18 protein-coding genes are annotated in these 21,021 nt (G+C 57.0%); 6 read left to right on the forward strand and 12 right to left on the reverse strand.

Annotated elements, in window-relative coordinates; genetic code table 11:
- Nucleotides 1-38: 38 nt before the first annotated feature.
- From J4E63_RS30220 to J4E63_RS30260, 9 genes are all read right to left on the reverse strand, one after another.
- The gene (locus J4E63_RS30220; RefSeq protein ID WP_207284152.1) at nt 39-1,868 is read right to left on the reverse strand and encodes a S9 family peptidase; all 1,830 of its coding nucleotides are present in this window, start codon (nt 1,866-1,868) and stop codon (nt 39-41) included.
- Nucleotides 1,834-2,955, reverse strand: a complete 1,122-nt coding sequence (gene pqqE, locus J4E63_RS30225; RefSeq protein ID WP_207284211.1) for a pyrroloquinoline quinone biosynthesis protein PqqE — start codon at nt 2,953-2,955, stop codon at nt 1,834-1,836. The genes J4E63_RS30220 and pqqE overlap by 35 nt, the downstream gene beginning before the upstream one ends.
- A 19-nt stretch (nt 2,956-2,974) precedes the next feature.
- Entirely contained in the window at nt 2,975-3,250 is a 276-nt protein-coding gene (gene pqqD / locus J4E63_RS30230; RefSeq protein ID WP_207284153.1) for a pyrroloquinoline quinone biosynthesis peptide chaperone PqqD, read from the reverse strand.
- Nucleotides 3,247-3,999, reverse strand: a complete 753-nt coding sequence (pqqC, locus tag J4E63_RS30235; RefSeq protein ID WP_207284154.1) for a pyrroloquinoline-quinone synthase PqqC — start codon at nt 3,997-3,999, stop codon at nt 3,247-3,249. Before pqqC ends, pqqD begins: the two co-directional genes overlap by 4 nt.
- A 203-nt stretch (nt 4,000-4,202) precedes the next feature.
- Complete coding sequence (gene pqqB, locus J4E63_RS30240; protein WP_092202698.1) at nt 4,203-5,114, reverse strand: pyrroloquinoline quinone biosynthesis protein PqqB; 912 nt, start codon at nt 5,112-5,114, stop codon at nt 4,203-4,205.
- 80 nt (nt 5,115-5,194) lie between these two features.
- The gene (pqqA, locus tag J4E63_RS30245; RefSeq protein WP_003177660.1) at nt 5,195-5,269 is read right to left on the reverse strand and encodes a pyrroloquinoline quinone precursor peptide PqqA; all 75 of its coding nucleotides are present in this window, start codon (nt 5,267-5,269) and stop codon (nt 5,195-5,197) included.
- Between the two features lie 170 nt (nt 5,270-5,439).
- Entirely contained in the window at nt 5,440-7,872 is a 2,433-nt protein-coding gene (gene pqqF, locus J4E63_RS30250) for a pyrroloquinoline quinone biosynthesis protein PqqF (RefSeq protein WP_207284155.1), read from the reverse strand.
- Nucleotides 7,873-7,934: 62 nt separating this feature from the next.
- Nucleotides 7,935-8,729, reverse strand: coding sequence for a carbon-nitrogen hydrolase family protein (locus tag J4E63_RS30255; protein WP_060740343.1), 795 nt, complete (start codon nt 8,727-8,729; stop codon nt 7,935-7,937).
- A gap of 12 nt (nt 8,730-8,741) precedes the next feature.
- The gene (locus tag J4E63_RS30260) at nt 8,742-10,424 is read right to left on the reverse strand and encodes an NAD(P)/FAD-dependent oxidoreductase (RefSeq protein ID WP_207284156.1); all 1,683 of its coding nucleotides are present in this window, start codon (nt 10,422-10,424) and stop codon (nt 8,742-8,744) included.
- A 358-nt stretch (nt 10,425-10,782) separates the two neighbouring features.
- Between J4E63_RS30260 and J4E63_RS30265 the strand changes: the two genes are divergently transcribed.
- Nucleotides 10,783-11,148, forward strand: coding sequence for a type II toxin-antitoxin system RelE/ParE family toxin (locus J4E63_RS30265; RefSeq protein WP_207284157.1), 366 nt, complete (start codon nt 10,783-10,785; stop codon nt 11,146-11,148).
- Entirely contained in the window at nt 11,141-11,455 is a 315-nt protein-coding gene (locus J4E63_RS30270; RefSeq protein ID WP_025215812.1) for an XRE family transcriptional regulator, read from the forward strand. The genes J4E63_RS30265 and J4E63_RS30270 overlap by 8 nt, the downstream gene beginning before the upstream one ends.
- Before the next feature lie 121 nt (nt 11,456-11,576).
- Here the strand turns inward: J4E63_RS30270 and J4E63_RS30275 are convergent, their stop codons facing one another.
- Both J4E63_RS30275 and J4E63_RS30280 read right to left on the reverse strand, forming a co-directional pair.
- Entirely contained in the window at nt 11,577-12,038 is a 462-nt protein-coding gene (locus J4E63_RS30275; protein WP_207284158.1) for an Lrp/AsnC family transcriptional regulator, read from the reverse strand.
- Between the two features lie 35 nt (nt 12,039-12,073).
- Complete coding sequence (locus J4E63_RS30280) at nt 12,074-14,437, reverse strand: hypothetical protein (protein ID WP_310650722.1); 2,364 nt, start codon at nt 14,435-14,437, stop codon at nt 12,074-12,076.
- A gap of 346 nt (nt 14,438-14,783) precedes the next feature.
- On the opposite strand from J4E63_RS30280, the gene J4E63_RS30285 reads away from it, so the two are divergent.
- The 4 genes from J4E63_RS30285 (at nt 14,784) to J4E63_RS30300 (ending at nt 19,595) form a co-directional block, all read left to right on the forward strand.
- Nucleotides 14,784-15,035 (forward strand): helix-turn-helix transcriptional regulator, encoded by a 252-nt coding sequence (locus J4E63_RS30285; protein ID WP_170847605.1) that lies wholly within the window; start codon nt 14,784-14,786, stop codon nt 15,033-15,035.
- 810 nt (nt 15,036-15,845) lie between these two features.
- Complete coding sequence (locus J4E63_RS30290; protein WP_207284159.1) at nt 15,846-17,873, forward strand: hypothetical protein; 2,028 nt, start codon at nt 15,846-15,848, stop codon at nt 17,871-17,873.
- Nucleotides 17,863-18,531 (forward strand): hypothetical protein, encoded by a 669-nt coding sequence (locus tag J4E63_RS30295; protein WP_207284160.1) that lies wholly within the window; start codon nt 17,863-17,865, stop codon nt 18,529-18,531. The genes J4E63_RS30290 and J4E63_RS30295 overlap by 11 nt, the downstream gene beginning before the upstream one ends.
- On the forward strand, nt 18,528-19,595 hold the full coding sequence (locus J4E63_RS30300) for a hypothetical protein (RefSeq protein WP_207284161.1): 1,068 nt from the start codon (nt 18,528-18,530) through the stop codon (nt 19,593-19,595). The genes J4E63_RS30295 and J4E63_RS30300 overlap by 4 nt, the downstream gene beginning before the upstream one ends.
- Here the strand turns inward: J4E63_RS30300 and J4E63_RS30305 are convergent.
- Nucleotides 19,588-20,889: a DNA methyltransferase gene (locus tag J4E63_RS30305; protein ID WP_207284162.1), complete on the reverse strand. Its 1,302-nt coding sequence runs from the start codon at nt 20,887-20,889 to the stop codon at nt 19,588-19,590. The genes J4E63_RS30300 and J4E63_RS30305 overlap by 8 nt on opposite strands.
- Nucleotides 20,890-21,021 lie beyond the last annotated feature (132 nt).

Here is a 21,021-nt window from a genome sequence, read left to right on the forward strand (position 1 = left end):
ATCGCGAGCAAGCTCGCTCCCACAGTTTGTCTGGCGTCCTACAGATCGCCATCCATCACCTTGCGATAGAACAACCACTCATGCTCCAGCGCATGCGCCTGGTTCGCGGCTTTGCGAAAACCGTGACGCTCATCCGGATAGTAGTGCGCCTCGACGGCTACGCCGTTGGCCTGTAAGGCACTGACCATGTCGCGGGTTTGCTGCGGTACCACCACGGCGTCCAGTTCACCCTGGAAAAAGATCACCGGCACACGGATGTTCCCGGCGTGCAGCAACGGGGTGCGGGCGCGGTAGCGTTCGACGTCCTGTTGCGGATCGCCGATCAGCCAGTCCAGGTAATCACCTTCGAACTTGTGCGTGGCCCGGCCGAGGGCAACAGGGTCGCTCACGCCATAGAGGCTGGCGCCGGCACGGAAGACCTCATGGAACGCCAAGGCGCAGAGGGTCGTATAGCCACCGGCACTGCCTCCCCGAATGAACGCATGACGGCCGTCGATCAGGCCTTGCTCATCCAGGTAGGCAATCACCGCGCAGGCATCCTCGACATCCACCACGCCCCAGTTCAAATGCAATGCCTGCCGATAGGCCCGGCCATAGCCGCTGCTGCCGCGGTAATTGAGATCGGCAACGGCAAAGCCACGCTGGGTCCAATACTGGATACGCGGATCGAACAGGGGATAACAGGCCGAGGTGGGGCCGCCGTGAATGAACACCACCAGGGGCGGCTTCGCCTGTACATTCATGGCCGGGTAAAAGAACCCGTGGGCCTCACCTGACCCGGACGGATAACGCAGGGTGCGAGGACGGCTGATCTGTTCGACGGGCAATGGCGCGACGCCGCCGGCCAGCACCGCCACGTCATGACTATGCCGCTCGATGGCAATGACCGCCGACGGGCCGGTCGGCGAGGCGGCAATGGCGTAGATGAACCGCTCATCCAGCGCCAGGCTGCGAAAGCGGGTATAGGTGCCGGTAAAGTCCTCGCTGGCGTGGTCTTCGCGACACAGGCCCAGGCGCCCGAAACCCGCTTCGGTCCAACTCGCCAGGTACGTGTGTTCATCCAGCGGCAGCCAGGTACAGCCACCCAGTTGCCATGGCGCGGGGGCGTGATCGGCTTCGGCGGCGGGCAGTGCTGCCAGGCCTTGGGCCGACTCCCTCCAGGGTTGCCAATAACCACCGCGATCACTCAGGCAATAAAGGCGACTGGCTGCGTCGAAGCGCGGTTGCTGAATGGACTCTTGCTCACCGTCGCCGGCCACACAGCGTGGCTCGCCCCAACCCGAAGCATTGCGTTCGGCCAACATCAACCGCGTCGCTGTCCAGGGTTGATGCGGGCGGCTCCACTCAACCCAGGCGAGCCGCTGGCCGTCCGGGCTCAGGGTCGGCGAAGCGTAGAAATCGGCGCCTTCAGCCAGTAGATGCCGTTGATGATCCGCCAACCCGATCGACACCAGGCGATGCTGGTTGGCTTGTTCTTCCACCGCCAACACCTGGCCACCGGCAAAGCCAAGGTCCCCGTAGCGGCACTCACCGGAGGTCAGCGCCACGAGTTGCCCGTCGCTCAGCGACTGGTGGTACAGCTGCTGGTCGGTCTCATTGACGAACAGCACGCCGTCATGGCTCAGGCAGAACGACCCGCCGCCGTATTCATAGACCCGGCTGCGCGCGCTGAACCCGTCCGGCGTCAAACAGCGGGCCTGGGCATCTTGCCAATGCCAGATCCGGCAGGCGCCGTCCGCGGGGCGGTATTCATTCCAGAACAAGCCCAAGGGCCCGACCTGCAGTTCGGCGAAGTCAGTGCCGGCGGCAACGGCCTGGGCGGCGCTGAAAGGCTCAGCCTTTGGCGATGAGGCGCGAGTTTCGTTCATTGCGAAAGGCCAACTGTTCAATGGTTTGCGTGGCGTGCTCGGCCTCTTCACGCGCCTGGAGAATCACCCCGTGGTGTTCGGACTTGCTGCACACCGGGTCGGCGTTACTGGCGTCCCCCGTGAGCATGAACGCCTGGCAGCGGCAGCCGCCGAAGTCCTTTTCCTTTTCATCGCAGGAGCGGCACGGTTCGGGCATCCAGTCATAACCGCGGAAACGGTTGAAGCCGAACGAGTCGTACCAGATGTGCTGCATGCTGTGGTCGCGCACATTGGGAAACTGCACCGGTAGCTGTCGGGCGCCGTGACAGGGCAATGCCGTGCCGTCCGGCGTGACGGTGAGGAAAATGCTGCCCCAGCCGTTCATGCAGCCCTTGGGTCGTTCTTCATAGTAGTCCGGCGTGACAAAGATCAACTTGCACGGATTGCCTTCGGCTTCCAGCTTGGCGCGGTATTCATTGGTGATGCGCTCGGCGCGTACCAGTTGCTCCCGGGTGGGCAGCAGGCCGACACGGTTCAATTGCGCCCAGCCGTAGAACTGGCAGGTGGCGAGTTCGACGAAGTCGGCCTCCAGGGCAATGCACAGCTCGATGATGCGGTCGATCTTGTCGATGTTGTGCCGGTGGGTCACGAAGTTCAGCACCATCGGATAGCCGTGGGCCTTCACCGCCCGGGCCATTTCCAGCTTTTGCGCGAAGGCTTTCTTCGAGCCGGCCAGGAGGTTGTTCACCTGCTCGTCGCTGGCCTGGAAACTGATCTGGATATGGTCCAGCCCGGCCTTCTGGAAGTCGCTGATTTTCTGTTCGGTCAAGCCGATGCCGGAGGTGATCAGGTTGGTATAGAAACCCAGCCTGCGCGCTTCACCGATCAGCTCGGCCAGGTCCTGGCGCACCAGCGGCTCGCCGCCGGAAAAACCCAGCTGCGCGGCGCCCATTTCCCGGGCTTCGCGAAAGACCTTGAACCATTGCTCGGTGCTCAGCTCCTTGCCCTGCTCGGCGAAGTCCAACGGGTTGGAGCAGTACGGGCATTGCAACGGGCACCGATAGGTCAGCTCCGCCAGCAGCCACAGCGGCAGGCCGACTTCCGGCATGGGCGGCAGGGCGCGGGTGTCAGGCAAGTTCGATCCAGTGCTGTGCACGGGCGACCTCCATGAATTGCTCGATGTCGTCACCAAGTTCCGGCACGTCGGGAAACTGCTTGGCCAACTCGCCAATGATGGCCGCGACATCCCGTTCGCCGTCGATCAGGCCGCCGATCAGCGCGGCGCTGTCGTTCAACTTGATCATGCCTTCAGGATAGAGCAGCACGTGGCCTTTCTGGGCCGGTTCGTACTGGAAACGATAGCCGGGGCGCCAGCGCGGGGTTTGGCTGCGGTTGAAACTCATAAGGTAATTCCTTTGTGCCAAACCCGTTGGTCGGTCACGCTGTGATAGGGCGGGCGGTTCAATTCGTAGGCCATGCTCATGGCATCGAGCATGCTCCAGAGGATGTCCAGCTTGAACTGGAGAATCTCCAACATGCGTTCCTGCCCTGCGCGGGTGGTGTAGTGCTGCAAGGTGATCGCCAAGCCATGCTCCACATCGCGCCGGGCCTGGCCCAGGCGGGTGCGGAAGTATTCATAGCCGGCCGGGTCGATCCACGGGTAATGCTGGGGCCAACTGTCCAGGCGCGACTGGTGGATCTGCGGGGCGAACAGTTCCGTCAGCGAGCTGCTGGCGGCCTCTTGCCAACTGGCCCGGCGGGCGAAGTTGACATAGGCGTCCACCGCGAAGCGTACCCCCGGCAACACCAGTTCCTGGGAGCGCAGTTGGTCGGGGTCCAGGCCCACCGCCTGGCCCAGCCGCAGCCAGGCTTCGATGCCGCCGTCTTCGCCGGGCGCGCCGTCATGGTCGAGCAGGCGCTGGATCCACTCGCGACGGATTTCCCGGTCCGGGCAGTTGGCCAGGATCGCGGCGTCCTTGAGCGGGATATTCACTTGATAGTAGAAACGGTTCGCGACCCAGCCCTGGATCTGCTCGCGAGTGGCACGACCTTCATACATCGCCACGTGATAGGGGTGATGGATGTGGTAATACGCGCCTTTGGCACGCAGGGCCGCTTCGAACTCGGCGGGGGGCAGGGGGGTGTCAGTCATTTCGGTCTCCGGGGAATAACCGTTGGGTTCTGTGGCGTCAGGGCTGGCCCCATCGCGAGCAAGCTCGCTCCCACACGGGTTGTGCTGTGAATCAGATATCAGGACTACTGTGGGAGCGAGCTTGCTCGCGATAGCGTCCTACCAGTCGGCACCAATGTCGACGGATACACCGCAAGCCCACCCCCACATTGGTTCCGACCTTCCTACAACTCAATACTCATTCCGTCGTAGGCCACTTCAATCTTTCGGCGTACAAGCTCTGCCCGCTCGGGCGAGTCTTCGTCCAGGATCGGGTTGGTGTTGTTGATATGGATAAGGACCTTGCGCTGCTCGGGCAGTTGCTCCAGCACTTCCAGCATGCCGCCGGGGCCGTTCTGGGCCAGGTGGCCCATTTCCCTGCCGGTGCGGGTGCCAACGCCACGGCGCTGCATCTCATCGTCGTCCCACATCGTGCCGTCAACCAGCAAGCAGTCGCTGCCGGCCATGATCGCCAACAATGACTCGTCGACCTTGCCCAGCCCCGGGGCATAGAACAGCTTGCCACCCGTGCGCAGGTCTTCGACTATCAGCCCGATGTTGTCGCCCGGGTGCGGGTCGAAGCGATGGGGTGAATAGGGCGGTGCGGCGCTGCGCAGGGGCAGCGGGGTGAAGCGCAGGTTCGGGCAAGCGGCGATGGTGAAGCTCTGGTCGAGCTCGATGCGATTCCAGCTCAGCCCGCCGTTCCAGTGGGTCAGCATGTTGAACAGTGGAAAGCCCGTGCTCAGGTCTTCATGAACCATGTCGGTGCACCAGACTTGATGCGGGCACCCTTCGCGCAGGCTGAGCAGGCCGGTGGTGTGGTCGATCTGGCTGTCCATCAGGATGATCGCGCCAATGCCGGTGTCGCGCAGGGCCCGGCCAGGCTGCATCGGGGCGAAGCCCTGGAGCTGGGCGCGAATGTCCGGGGAGGCGTTGCACAGCACCCAGTTCACACCGTCATCGGACAGGGCGATGGACGACTGGGTACGCGCCTGGGCCCGCAGGCTGCCGTTGCGAAAACCTGCGCAGTTGGCGCAGTTGCAGTTCCACTGGGGGAAACCGCCGCCGGCGGCGGAACCTAGAATCTGGACGAACATAGCTGCTCCATCTGCAAACCGAAATAAAAACGCCTCGGCTGGCCGAGGCGTAGTGCTGCGTGCTTAATCGCCTGCAGCAATCAACGGCTGGCGAAGTACATGGTGACTTCGAAACCGATACGCAGGTCGATATATGCGGGTTTGGACCAGGACATGGGAATACTCCTTTGGTTGGGGGACTTTGGTTCGATGGAACGGTGGAGACCTATACATATAGTCCACCTCCGTTCGGAGATGTTCAGATGCTTAGGCGCCTATGTTACTAAATCTGACAAATTCGTTCGCCGCGATTCTCGAAGAAAGCTCATTACAGCGGCTGCAATGATCACTGCGCCGCTTGCCAGTGTTCTGGTGGGCAGGCGCCGTTGCTCAGGCAATACCATCCCCCTTGCGCATCGAGCAAACCCTGGGCGGCAGCCTCGAGCCGGGCGCGATCCAGGCACAGGATGGCAGCAGACAACTGCTCAAGATAATCCGACGGGCGGCCGGCCAGCTTGCCCTGCCAGAGCAGTTCGGCGGCCTGGGCGAAGGGCTGGGCACTGCTCTGGAGTTGGGCGGCGAGAGCCTGCTGCTGACGGGCAAGGGACGCGTCATCAAGCTGCTGGATCAGCGCCGGTAACCCGGCCAGGAATTGTTCGAGGTGGGCGATCAGTTCTGCCGCCGAGAGGCTGGGCGATTGGACGCCGAACAACACCCCGGTTTGCCCATCGACCTGCTTCAAGCCGCTGAACACCGCATAACCCACCTGCAACTCGACGCGCAGGCGCTGGTAGAACGGCGTCTGGCACAGCTGTGCCAGCCACCGCCAGGCAGCTTCGTCGGCCAGCGCCGAGGTGGCGGTCGGGCAAAACAGCAACACGGCCGATTCTTCACCGTGGGTCTGGAGCCTATGCCAGACGCGTTGCCCACGCGACGCCGACGCCAGGCTGACGTCCTCGCCGGCAACGCCCGGCACACGGGCCAGCGCCGGGCCAAGCGCCCCTTGGGTGGCGGCCGACAGACCGATGGACAGCCCATCCCAGCGGGCCGTTGTCCACACGTCTTGATCGCTGTCGGGCATCGGCAACGTTGATGATTGCCGGCAATGATCCGGCAGCGCCTTCAACAGCTGTCGAATCGGCATCGACGGAATTTCGTCACCGGCCTGGGCCATTGGCAGGGGTTGGGCAAGCTTCGCCAGAACGTGTTCGAGCACCAACGGCATCGGTGCCTGCAAGCCGACCAGTTTTAGCAGCCATTGATGGGCGGACGCTTCGAAACTGACTTCCACGCCGGCCTGCCGAGCCTCTTCGCGCACATCCTGCAGGTGCCGGTCGAGCCTGGATTGAACGTCGGGCGGTGCCTGGCTCGTCAGTTGCCAGCGCAGGTACACCGCGCCTTCACGACCGTTGTCTGGCAGCGCCTGGCTGAACTGCATGGGCGAGCGTTCCCGCCGGCCCCGGGAGCGATCTTGGGCGAAGGTTCGCAAACCGCGGTGGGCGCTGGTCTGGCCGCGGATCAGCCCGGCGCGAGGCGCTTCGCTTGGTGTTTGCAGGAACGGATTGGGCGCGGGCAGTTGCCAGGGTTCCACGACGTTAGCGGCGGGGTGCAGTTGCCTGAGGATTTCCCTGAGCCTCACGAGGTCGTTTGCCAGCAGCGGCGTGTCACGTCCTTCACAGTCCCAGCGGGCCAACTGCAAGGCCGATCCTGTCTCCTGCCGTCGCTGCAACAACGCGGTGAATTCCTGGCGCAACGGCGCCCAGTCATCCTGGGCGGCAAAGAATCCCAACCAGTCGTGCAGCAACGGCTGGATTTGCGCCGCTGCCTGAGCGTTGCCGTGCTTGAATTCGATGTGCAGCAGCCCTTGTCCGGCAAACTCATACAGCGCAGTGGCCTTGAGGCTGTCAGCCAGGCCGCGCTGACGCAACATGGCGAGCAGGCCGCCCGGTTTGCTGGAGTTCAGCCACGTACAAAGAAAGTCCAGGGCTTGGGGGGAGGCGGCGGGCAACGCTTCGAAGGCGAACAACAGGTCGAGACAACCTTCCTGGGCCTGTTGATAACGCATCTGGGACGATGCCATCAGCCTTGGCGGCGACGATCCAGCGACCGCTTCACCGGCCGATACGTGGCTGCCGAACCGTTGCGCCAGCGCTTTCAAGGCGTCGATGCTTTGTGGGCCGGCCAAGCTCAACGTCATCTGGCCGCTCTGGTAAAAGCGGCGATAGAAGTTGTGCAATGCGCTTTGGAATTCGGCGTGTTCCACGGCGAGGCTGTCGCGATTGCCGGCGTGAAAACCCCGCAGCGGATGGGACGCTGACACGCCCTCATACAAGGCAAGCTGCCGTTGGGCGGCCGCATCCTGGGACCAGGCGATGAACTCCGCGTGCAACACTTCCCGTTCCCGCAACTGCTCAGCTTCATCCAGGCGTGGCTGGGCGAGCATGTCCCACAGCCGTTCCAGCCCGTCGGCGAAGGTTGCGGGAGGGAGCTCGAAGAAAAAATCCGTGGTGCGTTCACTGGTGCGCGCATTGACCTGACCGCCGTGCCGCTGCACGTAGGCCATCAGATTCTCCTCGGCGGGAAACCGTTCGGTACCGAGGAAGAACAGGTGTTCGAGCAAGTGCGCCATGCCCGGCCAGGCCAGGGGGGCGTCATGGCTGCCAGCGGCGACGCGCAGTACCGCGGCGCTGCGCTTGAGGCCCGGGACATGACGCAATGTCACCCGCAAGCCGTTGGCCAGGGTTTCGGTGTGGGGGCGGAGGGAATCGGGGACCGGCATGGGCGCTTCCAGAACAAGGATGCGCCCATGCTAGCGGATCAGGGCCCTTTCTCAATCCTCAATCAGTGTTTGTGCAGGTCGTCGTAAAGCTCGGGGCGGCGATCGTGCAGGTAGTTGTAGGCCGCGCGGGAGTCGTCCAGCAGTTGTCGATCCAGTTCACCGACGATCAAGGCCTCGTCCAGCCCCGCCAGCGCCGGGCGACTGCCATTTGGTGCGGCGATGCTGCTTTGGCCGCAATACTGCAATTCAGCTTCATGGCCGCAGTAATTGGCGTACGCCACGAAACACTGGTTCTCGATGGCTCGGGCGCGCACGGTGACGTCGGCGATGAACTCGTAGGGCTGCATGTTGGCGGTTGGCACCAGGATCAGCTCGGCGCCGGCCAGGGCCAGGCGTCGGGCGTTTTCCGGGAATTCCAGGTCGTAGCAGATCAGCAGGCCGAGCTTCCAGCCGTTGAGCTCGACGATGGGCAGCGCTGAGTCGCCGGCGCTGAACATGGCGTGATCAAGGTCGCCGAACAGGTGACTCTTGCGGTAGTTGGCCAGGCGCTCGCCCTGGGCGTCGATCAGTTGCACCGCGTTGTAGATCTGCCCGTCTTCGCCACGTTCCGGGTAGCCATAGACAATCGCCAGGTTGGCTGCCTTGGCGATGCGGCCGATCTGCTGCGCCCATTCGCCGTTGTAGACCTCGGCCAGTACATTCACCGCATCGACACCGATGTTGTAGCCGGTCATGAACATCTCCGGCAGCACCAGCACATCGGCGCCCCTGGCTTCCAGCGCCACCTGGTGCAGGCGGTGCAGGTTGCCGGCCGGATCCAGTGGCAGCGGTGGACATTGGTAGAGGGCTACGCGCATCGAAAACTCCTTTTATTCAGGCAGGGCGATCGGACCGATCTCGTGGAACACATCACCTGGACCCGGGTTCTCGGCGTGAGTTTCACCGCCGAAGTGCTTCATGATGCCCCACACGGCATTGAGTGAGGTCTGTACCGCGCCTTCGACCCAGGCGGGTGTCCATGAGACGTCATCGCCGGCGATAAAGATCCCGCGTTGTTCGGCCGGCATGTCGTCTTGCATGAAATGCGCGTACATGCGCTGGTTATAGCGATAGTGGCCGGGCAGGGCGCCCTTGAAGGCACCGAGGAAGTGCGGGTCGGCTTCCCAGGACACGGTGATCGGATCGCCGATGATCCGTGCGGCGATGTCCACCTTGGGGTAGATCTTCTTCAGGGCATCGAGGGCCAGCTTCACGCGTTTTTCCACCGGATGCGGGAGCATTTTCAGCGCATCGCTCATCCAGGAATACGACAGGCAAATCACCCCTGGCTTGTCATCGCCGTTGTCGAACAGGTAGGTGCCACGGGTCAGGCGGTCGGTCAGGGTCATGCTCATCAGGTCGCGACCGGTTTCCGGGTCCTTGTCTTTCCAAAATGGGCGGTCGACCATCACGAAGGTCTTCGACGATTGCATGTAGCGGGTGCGGTCCAGGGCCATCCACATTTTTTGCGAGAACAGCGCTTCTTCACACTCGATCTGGGTGGTCAGCAGCCAGCTCTGGCAAGTGACCAGCACGGCGGCGTACTCGCGGGTGTTTTCCCACACGTCCGTCACGCTGAACCGGCCATCGGCGGCACGGGCAATGCGCTTCACGCCGCTGCGTGGGGCGCCCAGGTGCAGCGAATTCAGGTTGGTACCTTCCGGCCAGTGCGCACAGCGTTCGGGCACGTGATTCCAGATGCCGTGGGGTACCTGCTCGACGCCACCGACCACAAGGTGCTGGTGGTCGTCGCAGTTGGTCATCACGACGCGAAAGATTTCCAGCATCGAATTGGGGAAGTCCGAATCCCAGCCGCCCGTGCCGAAACCGACCTGGCCGAACACTTCGCGGTGCTGGAACGAGAGCTTGGCGAACGCCTTGGAGGTGGCGACGAAGTCGTAGAAAGTGCGGTCGTCCCACAGCGGCACCAAGGTGTTCCACAACGCTTTGAGGCGTGGCACATCGCGGTCGCGGATCGCCTGCTGGATGTCGCCGAAGCGCGAACCATCTTCCAGCGCATCGGCCCAGGCGTCGGCGACTTCCTGGAACAGTGCGGGAAGGTCCGCCAGTTTCTGTGCGTAATAGGTCTGGCCTTCCAGGTCGATGACCGTGCTGCCGGACGCCGGGGTCAGTGGGTTGGGGAAGGGTTTGGTTTCCAGGCCCAGTTTGTCGACGTAATGGTAGAACGCGGTGGATGACACCGGAAAACGCATGCCGCCCAGCTCGGCAATCACCCCTTCGGCGCCGTTGAACGCCTGTGAGCGCAGGCGCCCGCCCATTTTCGATGCCTCGTAGACCACGGGCTTGAGCCCCAGCTTCATCAACTCGTATGCCGCCACCAGGCCGGCGATCCCGGCACCGACAATCGCCACTTCCGTACCGTGGTTGTGGGCGGGAATGCTGCCCAGGCCCGCCGGGTGCTCGATCCAGTCGTCAAAGGCGAAAGGAAAGTCCGGCCCGAAAATGGTGATGGGCTTCTTACCGTCTGCTGGGTGGCGATTGTTCTTGTTCATGGCGGACCTTGATGGGCGACTCGACGCGGTGCTCGCGTCTGAGTATAGGAAAGATGCCAGCCATTCTAGGGAGGGTAGAACACGTTAATAAGACACAATATGTCGTCGTTTTGAGTGGTTGTAAGTCATTTTGATGTGACTGTAAGGCGTAGTGACGAAATGCATTCCTGTGGGAGCGAGCTTGCTCGCGATAGTGCCGGTTCAGTCAGCACTTTCATGGACTGACAGACCGCTATCGCGAGCAAGCTCCCACAGAAACTCTCCTTAACAATTGCTTGCACGATCAACAGAAGCAGATACCCGCCCAAACTCCTATGGTTATTCCCTTGAGGTTATATATCCTGGGTGGCATATTTGAATGAAATGGGACGTTGAATACACTGACGAATTTGAGATGTGGTGGAACCGTCTCTGTGAGTCAGAGCAAGACTCTGTACAGGCCTCGGTAATGCTGCTCGGCGACACCGGGCCGTATCTGGGCTTTCCTCACACCAGTGATATCAAGGGTTCGCGCCATGGCAACCTTCGTGAGTTACGAGTGCAACACGCAGGTAGGCCTTATCGTGTGCTCTATGCGTTTGATCCTCGCCGCTGCGCCATCCTGCTGATCGGGGGAGACAAAACCGGCCAGGGCCGTTGGTATCAGGAATATGTGCCTTTGGCCGAACGCCTCTATGACGAGCATTTGGAAGTATTGAAGAGAGAGGGCTTTGACAATGGCTAAGAAATTTTCCGACTTGATGGCGCGTCGGTCGCCTGACTCCCAGGCTCGTGCACAGGCTCTGTATCAGACGTTGCGTGCAGAAATGCCGTTGCACGAGTTGCGCCAGGCGCAGGAGTTGAGCCAGGAGGCCTTGGCCAAGGCACTGCATATCAACCAGGCGGCAGTCTCGAAAATGGAGCGTCGGACGGATATGTACATCAGCACGTTGCGAAATTACATCCGGGCCATGGGGGGGGAATTGGAGATTATCGCGACCTTTCCAGAGGGGCAGGTCAGGATCGAAAATTTCTCCCATCCAACACCGTAACTGGCGATATTCCTGTGGGAGCGAGCTTGCTCGCGATAGCGCCGGTTCAGTCAGCACTTTCATGGACTGACAGACCGCTATCGCGAGCAAGCTCGCTCCCACAGGTTAAGTCATGTAGGGCCTAGACCGGCTGACCCCGGTCGATCTTGCTGCTGAGGATGATCGAGGTGGTGGTCTTCTCTACACCGTCCACGCTGCCGATCTGGTCCAGCAACTGGTCCAGTTGTTCCGGCGAATCGGTGCGCAGCCAGGCGACGTAGTCGAACTCACCGCTGACCGCGCACAATTGCTGGACTTGGGCCATGGCGCTCAAGCGTCGCAGCACGTCCTTGCCGGAGCGCGGTTGGACCTTGATGCCAACGTAAGCCTGCAAGCCGCCATCAATCACCCGTTGACCCAGGCGCACACCATATCCGGTAATCACCTTGGTCTTTTCCAGGCGCGCCAAGCGCGAAGTGACGGTTGTCCGGGCGATACCCAACTGCCGGGCCAGCATGGCGACGCTTTCCCGGGCATTGATTTGCAGGGCCGCGATCAGTTGGCGGTCGATTTCGTCGAGGATGGGAGGGCGGGTGTCAGGCAAGGTGGGCTCCGGCGTGGGCATCGGTGGCGAGCATGTTACAGGCTCTCGCGTTCGAAATAGCCAATGGCGGGTAAGGTCAGCGCTCGCCAGGCAGGGGCCAGGTGTACTTGCGAAGACCTGAGCCAGAAACCGTCCTGGCACACCAACTGTTCAGCGGGCGCTTGCAGCAAAAGGGTCAGAGGCAATGACTGTACCGAACCTGGGTCGTCATTGTCCTCCGCTTCCCAATCGCGTTCAAAACAGCGCACGCGCACCTGATCGTCGTCGAAACCTTCAAACAGGGGGCGGTGACCCAGCCACTGCGGGTGCACTCGCAACGTGTGCGCCTGGACATCCAGCAGCAGCAACTGCCAGCCCCGATAGCTGCCACACAGCTCGGTCACGTCGGTAGCCATACAGGTCAGGGCCAGATAACGACCATCCGCCGACCAGATCATCGAGGGGGCCAGGTCGGTCAACGCGCAGCCTGATGCTGTCAGCAGGTGGCCGCCAAGCCGAGGCGTCCGCGCCCGCATCCAGCTGTCGGCATATTCCGTCTCGCTGCCGAACAACCAGGCGGCATCCTGTTGGTTGGGGGCGGGCAGGATGAAGTCGCCATCGGCGTTGGCGACTTGCGGGCGATCCACCAGACGCCAAGGTGTAACGCTGTGCAGGTGTGAATCGGTCACCTGCAGCTCCACGGTGTTGTAGAACAGCCGGGATTGCTCGTCGGGTTGAAAGAACGAAGAGTCGCTATCGCTCTGCGGCGCGGGGATGTTGCAGCGTTGCAACGCGCTGCTCTCCAGGTCTTGATCGAGACGGCCGGCCACCACCGCCAGGCTCAGCCGGCCCGCGCGGAAATCGAGCAGGCGAGCGACCCACATCGCGGGGCCCTGCAGCAGCTGTCGCTCCTTCAGATCGGCAACCACCCCATGGGTCGCGACCGTCGTGGCACCGTCGAAGGGCAGCAGGGCCAGGTAACGTCCGCAATCGGAGACCCGATGATCCAACAACCAGCGGCCAGGCAATTGCCAGTCGCCGATCTGACAGCGATAACCGCCCAGCCCGTCGGGATTATCGCCAAGCCAGGTCAACCGTGCGTGCACCCCGTCCTGCATCGGCTGCGTTTCGATGGATGAATCGCCGCGCTGGCCTTGGCTGTCCAGCGGCATCGCGATGGTCATGCGGGTCAACGCAAACTCGCCCTCCTGCACGCGACCTTGGGCATCGTGACCGACCTGGGTCTCGGTATCGCCGTGGATGCTGTCCAAGCGGTAGCCATAACGCCCGGAGCCCGGTCGCGGATAGTCAAGGTACGAGCCGATCTGCACATGGCTTGCGTCGAGACCCAGCAACTCGTGCCAATAGAAGGACGGTTCTGCTTCGCTCTTCACCCAAGGCGAGGGCAGGGCGCGCCAGCCCAGGTCGAGCTGCCACAGCCAATAGTGGTCGCCGTCTGCATGAGGGGTTTGTTCCTGGGCCAGGCACACCAGGGCGCGTTGATCGCTGCTCCATACCAACGGCGCATCGGCCGCCATCAACAGGCCGGCCGGTTGCCCGTTGACGCTGATGGCGTAGCGCGGTGAAACCAGCGGTTCCAGCGGCTGGGCCAGGTCGCGAAACGTCGCGGGCAAGGCAATGTCGCCCCGCAGGCATTGCTGGCCGTCCGCAGAACGCCGCTCGAAGGTATGTTGAACCTGCTCGGGATGCCAATCGGAGTCCAGCCAGAGGTCGGCGAAGGGGACCAAGTGGGTAACGCTGGCCGTCTGGAATAGCTCATCCAGTCGGATTTCGCGAACGCTGTCGTCCACCAGTGGGCTATGGCGCCCGCTCAACACGCCGAGGTCAAAAGCGTCCAACTCCCAGAGTTCGCTGTCGGCACAGCGGTACACCTGGCGCTGTTGACGGTCGAGGACGAGCAGCCCCCAGTTCTGCCGAGACGGTACGGTCGCCGCGAAATAGCGCCCGTCGCGGGAGAACATGGACGAAGAGCCAAGGCCTTGCAGGAGCACGCCATCGGGGAACAGATAGTCGCAATAGGTGGGGCCGCCCATGGCGATTTCACTGTGGTTGAACACCCGGATCGGTTCGCCTTCAGGCGTCAGTTGTGGCTCGCTTCCACCCCAGGCACTGGCGCCTTTGCCGGAAACGGGCACCAAGCCCAGGCGCCGCTCCCAGGTGCTGACACACGCCAGCCCGACGCCGATGCTGGCGATGGCCGCCAGGATGCCCCACCACTCAGGCAAGGCCCGGCCCACGCTGAAACCCAGGCCGAACACGGCGCCGACGATCAACCTGCCACAGACTCGCCCGGCCGACTGAAAACCGAATCGTGCGGCAAGCCCCATCAGCAGGCCGAAGAACAACACCGCCAACAAAGCCAATGGAGGCGGCAATATCGTGACGAAAAAAGCCGGCACAAGCAGGATGCCGAGTTGCCAGAACAGTTCAAGAAACAGTCGGGAGAGGCTGGGGCTGGCGATGATGGGGATCTCGCTTGAGGAGGTTGAACGGCTTGGACGTGGGGTCTTCGCCCGTCGTTAATTCCCCAGAGTATTACTTCCAGGTGAGTCGAGGAACAAGGAAAGGGGGCGGGCAGTTGCCAAAGTTGCTATCGCGGTCAAACAACGGCGAGCTTTTGACGTCGATTCGGGGACGGATGTTCCGGTGAAAGGTGAGTACGTTAACTGCGAGGGCATATCTGCTTTGATTTTTTGGAGGTTAGGTATACGTTACATTTAATATTTTTTGTCTTGTATACATAACATGGATTATTCCCTCATCATCGTGCGTCTGGGCGAGCAGGTTCGCAAGCGCCGCCTCAATCGCGGCCTGACCCAGGCCAATCTCGCTACCTTGGCAGGTGTCACTCGGCAGAAGGTCATTGCCATCGAAAAGGGTGACCCGTCGGTGGGGATGCTTGCCTATGCACGAGTCCTGGGGGCCCTGGATTGTGAGTTCGCCGTGGTACCGGCTGCGATGCCTACGCTTGAGGAAATCCAGGGAGTGTTCGACTGATGACGACCAGTTGCAAGCACTGGAACAAGTGCTGGCCCGCTCGACTGAACTTTGTGAACAGGCACCGAATGTGGTCGCAGCCATCAGGCAGTGTGCAGAGCCGTTTATGAGGACCTTCGCCTAGGGCGCAAGAGTCAACAGGCTCAAGAACGCAAAAGCCGCGCAATGCGCGGCTTTTTGTATGGTGGGCCCACACGGACTCGAACCGTGGACCAAAGGATTATGAGTTGCTGGGCGAGCTGGTATGCCTAGAGAAGTCGTTCGTAGGTGAACGTAGGTTGGCATAGCTGGAGGCCCCGTCGTTACTGGTGTTGAGCGTAATTTTGAGAAGGTTGCTCAAGCTGGTTACTGTACCGGTGATGTACCTTAATTGGACTGGTAGATTTTTTACGGCTGCACACGGGAATTACAACCAAGCGACATCTACGGGTCTTAATCAGAACAAAAATTTATCCTGTCGCGTTCAGCAAATGGAGGTTGAGGCAATGGAAACCGTGCTGATACGCGCTACGCACGCGGTAGCTAAGCCAAGTCGGCATTCTAGTCCGAAACTAGAACCTGTTGCTTGATAGGCGCGTAGCATCGAAAGCTTACGGAGCGGTCATAGCAAATTTTGTCCGTGCTGCTGCGACCACAACCTGCTATCGAGCGTTAGCGCAGATGAAAGCGGTATGAGATTCGTCGAAATAACTGGATATACGTTCAGTATAGACAGGCTTCGAAGCATTTTATTGGTCAAATGACGAGCTAGAAGGCAAAATGCCAGATAGGAGAGTTTTTCTCACAGACTGGACGGAAGCAGGACGCTAAATGATTAACTTCCCGATTCTAAAAGAGTTGATTGTTGAGAACTATGGACTATATCCAGGGACGCCCCAGAGCCCAGGGTTGAATATAAATTTTCGAGGGCAGGGGCTCAGCATTGTCATCGGAGCCAATGGGCTCGGGAAAACCACTTTAATAAATATAATTTTTAGAGTATTAACTGGAGCCTTCGATCTTGGAAAATTTGATCGGACAGACGAATTAGGAAACTTAAGGCTGACGGCCGCTGAACGTTCAGATCTGAAGGGGTTATTTGCAGCGCGAGTTCAGGATCAAGCTCGGAACGCAACCGTAACACTTGTGGTTGAGTTTGGAGGTATGGAAGTATTAATTAAAAGAAGTCTTCATGATTTATCGCTTTTAGATTTAAGGGAAGGGCTTAGTGTCGTTCAGCTGCCTGACAAGAATGGGCTTAAAGAAGAACGCTTTCAATCCGTAATATGTCTCGCAGCAAAAGTGGCAGACTTCGGGGATTGGTTGTTGATGCTGCACTATGTAATATTCTATCAAGAAGATCGAAGAGCTTTAGTGTGGGATACAAGTGCGCAACGTGAGTTGTTGCGGGTATTGCTGTTGGATTCTGAAGAGTCTGGCGTTTGGAAAAATAATGCCAGGAAGGTTTTGGAACTTGACTCTGAGTTTCGAAATTTGCGAAGTTCGTTGAATAAGCAAATAAAAAGATTGCGCGAGCAAATATCAAGTGCGGAAGATAGGAGTGGTCTTCGCAGTGAACTGGATTCATTAAAGAAAATACAGCAAGAAACTAGGAGCTTGCTGGCAATAGTAAATGAAGATATCAAAGAAAAAAACAACTCTAGAGTCTTGCTTAGAGAGCAGCTTCTTCGTGAAAAAAATGACCTGGATAGTTTGGCTAGAGATCTGGAGAATGCAAAACTTACAGCTTTGGAAAGCACGCTTCCTAGCTTAAGTGATACCTCAAAGTTTATTCTTTCGCAGCTCATGGCCGATGAGATATGTCTGGCATGCGATAGCCACGCTCCTGCTGCCAAAAAAGAATATGAGCGTCGGCTGGAAAATCATATATGTGTGATTTGCGGGTCCCACTCAGCTGATGATTCTAATCATGCAGAACCTGTAGTAATAGCTAACCTTAGAATACAAAAACTCGTAGATGATATTAAAGAAAAGAAACGCGCCGAAGAAATTATAGTAGCTAACATTGATGTGGTTGAGGAAGAGCTGCTGTCTTGGTCTACACAGGCCCAGGAGTATCAAGAAAGGATACGCGAAACTGTGATGCGGATGGCGCCAATTGAAGGTGTTTTAGCAAAGACTGATGAGCCGGCTACAAGAGCAAGTGTCCAGATCAATAGCTTAGAGTTAATGCGGGATGAAAGAGCTAGAGAGCTTGAGGTTGAGCATTCTGCATTTACGGACTTTTTGGGAACGGTTGAGCATAAATTTTTATCAAATACGGATAATATTCAGGTTGAATTTAATCGTATTGTTCAGGAATTTCTCATCGAAGACTGTGAGGTTACTTGGAAACGAGTGGATTGGAAACTAGGTCAAGAAGAAGAGCCTATTGAGTTTCCTGCATTCATATTCAAAATGCGCAGTGGCACCCATCAGGTTGTGACAGAGCGCAGAGATCCTGCAGAAGTCTCGGAGAGTCAGAGAGAATTTATCGATTTGGCGTTCCGCATGGCTTTGATACGCACCTGTGGAAGCGGTGGCGCCGGAAGTATCATAATGGATGCACCGGAATCATCACTCGACGCTGTTTTCGTCGAGCGTGCAGCTGATGTTTTTACCGCGTTCACTAGGTCTGCACCAAATAAATTGCTCTTGGCTTCCAATCTTGTTGATGGAAATCTTTTACCAACATTAATCTCGGAGGTGTACAGAACAAATACGATCGGGACCGCGCTGGTCAACTTATTTAAAGTTGGTATGCCTTCAAAGGCGGTTTTAGATCATAAGGTTCAATATGAATCGCACTTGGAGCGTGTGATGGTACGAGCAAGGGAGATCGCATCTAATGCCAAGTGATAATAGTAGCAGAGCTCAGAAGGCTGCTCTGAAATTGCGTATTATTATGTTGCTAGAAGCCGCGCGGCTTTCTGGAATGAATCCACTTCCTGCAGAGATATTGCATAATTTAGCTTATTTTTCAAATTTGCTAGCGCCTTTGTGGAAACTAAAACCATTGGATGGGAAAGTTCTAAGGCTAAAAAGAGGTCCGTATTACCCCGATTTACAAAGGCAAGTTGATCATTTAGTCGCCACCGGATTAGTTACGTTATCAAATCTCAGATATGAGCAGCTAGCGGATAGCGGCCATTGGCAAGTTCTTGCGGATTATCGGTTAGATACATCGCGCGCAGAGCCTGTCTTGCATTGTATTTCCAGCTGGGAGAAGGAGCAGTCCGAGTTTTCTTTTATTAGAGAGTTGATGCTATCGATTTCATCTTTAAGTGATTTGCAACTTAAAGCAGTGGAAATTGATGATGCTACTTATTCAAGTAATGTGATCGGATATGGAAATGTTATCGATTTCGGTGAGTGGAAAAATGATAATCCCAGTGTTGATGCTGCAGAGTACTTTCAAAAAATCATGCCGGGAAATATTTATTTGTCGAGGAGTAATAAGCTGAATTTCTTCATAAGCCATTTGGCTTACAGGGTCGATCAGCGGAGGCTTGCATGAGTGGTAATTTTGGCTCTTGGTCTCAAGACGAGTTGAGTCAGTCCCTGCAGAGAACGCTTTCAGGTGGTCCTGTAATAGAAGGCGAGACGCCAGCTGCGGATCAGTTCTACGCTAATACTGTCAATGCGCTCAGGAAGTACGTGGCGTTAAAAACAAATGTTTTAGAACCTTCTATATTTTTTCTCGCGCCGGAAGTGCCTGTCGAGCTAGAAAAGGTAACGGAAATTAAGAGTGAGCGTAGATTAAGTTCCGGAGAGGTCACCTTAGCTGGATATGCCTGGTTTGTTAATCCTAAAGTTCAGCGAGGTAAAAGCTGCAAGATAGGATCTTTTGGGCTAAATGATTTTATTGATTATCTAATGGAGTATGGTTTGCAAGATACTCCAGCCATTATCTATAACCCCCTGGATATGCAGGAAACTATCGCATTTTATCCTAATGGCCTGGATTCGGATTTTACTGTTGCTACTCCTTTGTCTCCAGTATTTGTGACTACCGAAAAGATTAGGGAGGTCATTGATAATCTTTATGAGGGCACTCTTAAAACTCCATTTCAAGCTTCTAGTACCGGCGCAAAAATCTGGAGTGATGCTGCGAAATGGTATCCGGCGGAAAATGTGGAAAAAGAGATCCAGGGGCGTCTTCAGTCATACATGTATGGTAATTTCGAATGCAATTTACTACCGGTAAGTGAGGTTGAAACTGGGGAAGGGCGTTTAGATTTGCTTCTAATTGAGGCAAGTGCTACACCGGGAATTATGAAAAATCATGCGCTAATCGAACTTAAAGCATTTAGAACATATAGCAGCACTGGCAAAACTACCTACCGTAACTCAGACCATCTTAAATGGGTTGAGAAGGGTACCACTCAGGCAATTCATTACAAAGGAGTGCATGGGCCAAAGCACTCAATTTTATGTTGCTTTGATATGTGTAAACAGGAATATACGGATGCATATTGGTTCTCTGCTTCAGAGGTTGTGGCTCAGTCTGCTGAGATATTGCAGTGGCGTTGGAGGCTGTATAACTCAGCAGATGCCTTCCGAAATAAGAGTTCTAAATGAGTTTCTGATACACGATGAGGGTTTCGTCTAGTCCAAGTTGACCGCCCTGTTGGGGAGAAACTCTCATGGAGCGGAATGGCTCATTTTTTATGAGTGACCATCCTCTCGAAAGCAGTAGTTCATTTAATATCGTTGCTGTGGAAATGGTAATGCCGGCATATTTGCTGTCGCCGACTACCATCCACATAGTGCCATTAGGTGATAGATTTTCCCTTACGCCATCTATGACCTTTAGGAGGTCGGAGAAATAGCCGCCTACCATCTCAGGGATGCTACTGTTCCATAAGTTCTTCCTTGAAGCTATTAGCTCGCTCATGGCTTTAAGCAGAGTTTGTGACTCTAGAGGTGCTTCCGCATAGCCTCTGTGAATTTGGACATGGGAGCTGAGCGTTCTGTTTCTAAGCTCTCGATTCGACTCCTTAGAACACAGGTGGCCAAGAATCCAAAGCTCAATATTATATACATCTGTATAGTCAAATGAGTTAGGGTAGGGTGGCGAAAATACACATAAGTCGATAGGGCCAACATTAGATGTCAATACCCTGCTATCCCCTCGTGTAATTGAGTACGACTTACATAGCCTTCCACTATACCGTGTGATATCACCAATTGCATTTTTCACAGACTCTTGGAAAAGATCATCCAAATGGTTTTCTGGAATTACTCTACTTTTCCAATTGTTTCTATAGCGTCGCCCCTTGCCGTTAACGATGATGTTGCTGGCCTCTACCAATACACCGCCTAGTAGAGTTTTAAATAAGCGTTGGTGTGCTGGGTTTTCTATATATGAAATTGACTGAAGAAGGCATGAAATTCTTTCGCATATCTTAGTGTTGAATAGCCAGCGGTCTTTATCTCCAGGTTCAAAAAAAGTTTTCGGCATGTTTTCCGAAAGAGACTGAGTGTCCGGAGTTAAATTGTAAGATTTGCTGACAACTAATCTGAAGTCATCACTCAGTTCAAGTGCATTGTATTCTTGGAGCTTCGCTTCAATCAGATCGGCCAGGTAAGGATTTACTTCTACAGTACGAGGGTGGACCCCCAAAAACTGACATGCTAAAGCGGTCGTGCCTGACCCACCAAAGGGGTCCAAGCAGGAATGCACAGGAATTGGGCTTTCTGACACGGCCCTCCGAATCAGCTCTGGGGCAAATGCCTCTTTGAAATGCCGCCATCTCTGAAAGGCGATTGATGCTGTTCCGGCATTTGTCCCCCAGCACATGATCTCTCGAGACATCACCCATTCATCAAAGCTTGGAGTGTAGGCGGTGCAATCTTTAGAAAATGTACCCATTATGCTTTTTCCAGGCTCGATCATGCGGCTGTAAAAAGATGCAAATATAGCACTTCTTCAGTCGTAAGCTCAACTGGTAAGAGGGATTTAATTGGTTGAATTTATTGGGGTTGAGGCTGACAGAACTTTACT

Source organism: Pseudomonas sp. FW300-N2F2 (assembly GCF_017351655.1).
GTDB lineage: Bacteria > Pseudomonadota > Gammaproteobacteria > Pseudomonadales > Pseudomonadaceae > Aquipseudomonas > Aquipseudomonas fluorescens_AA.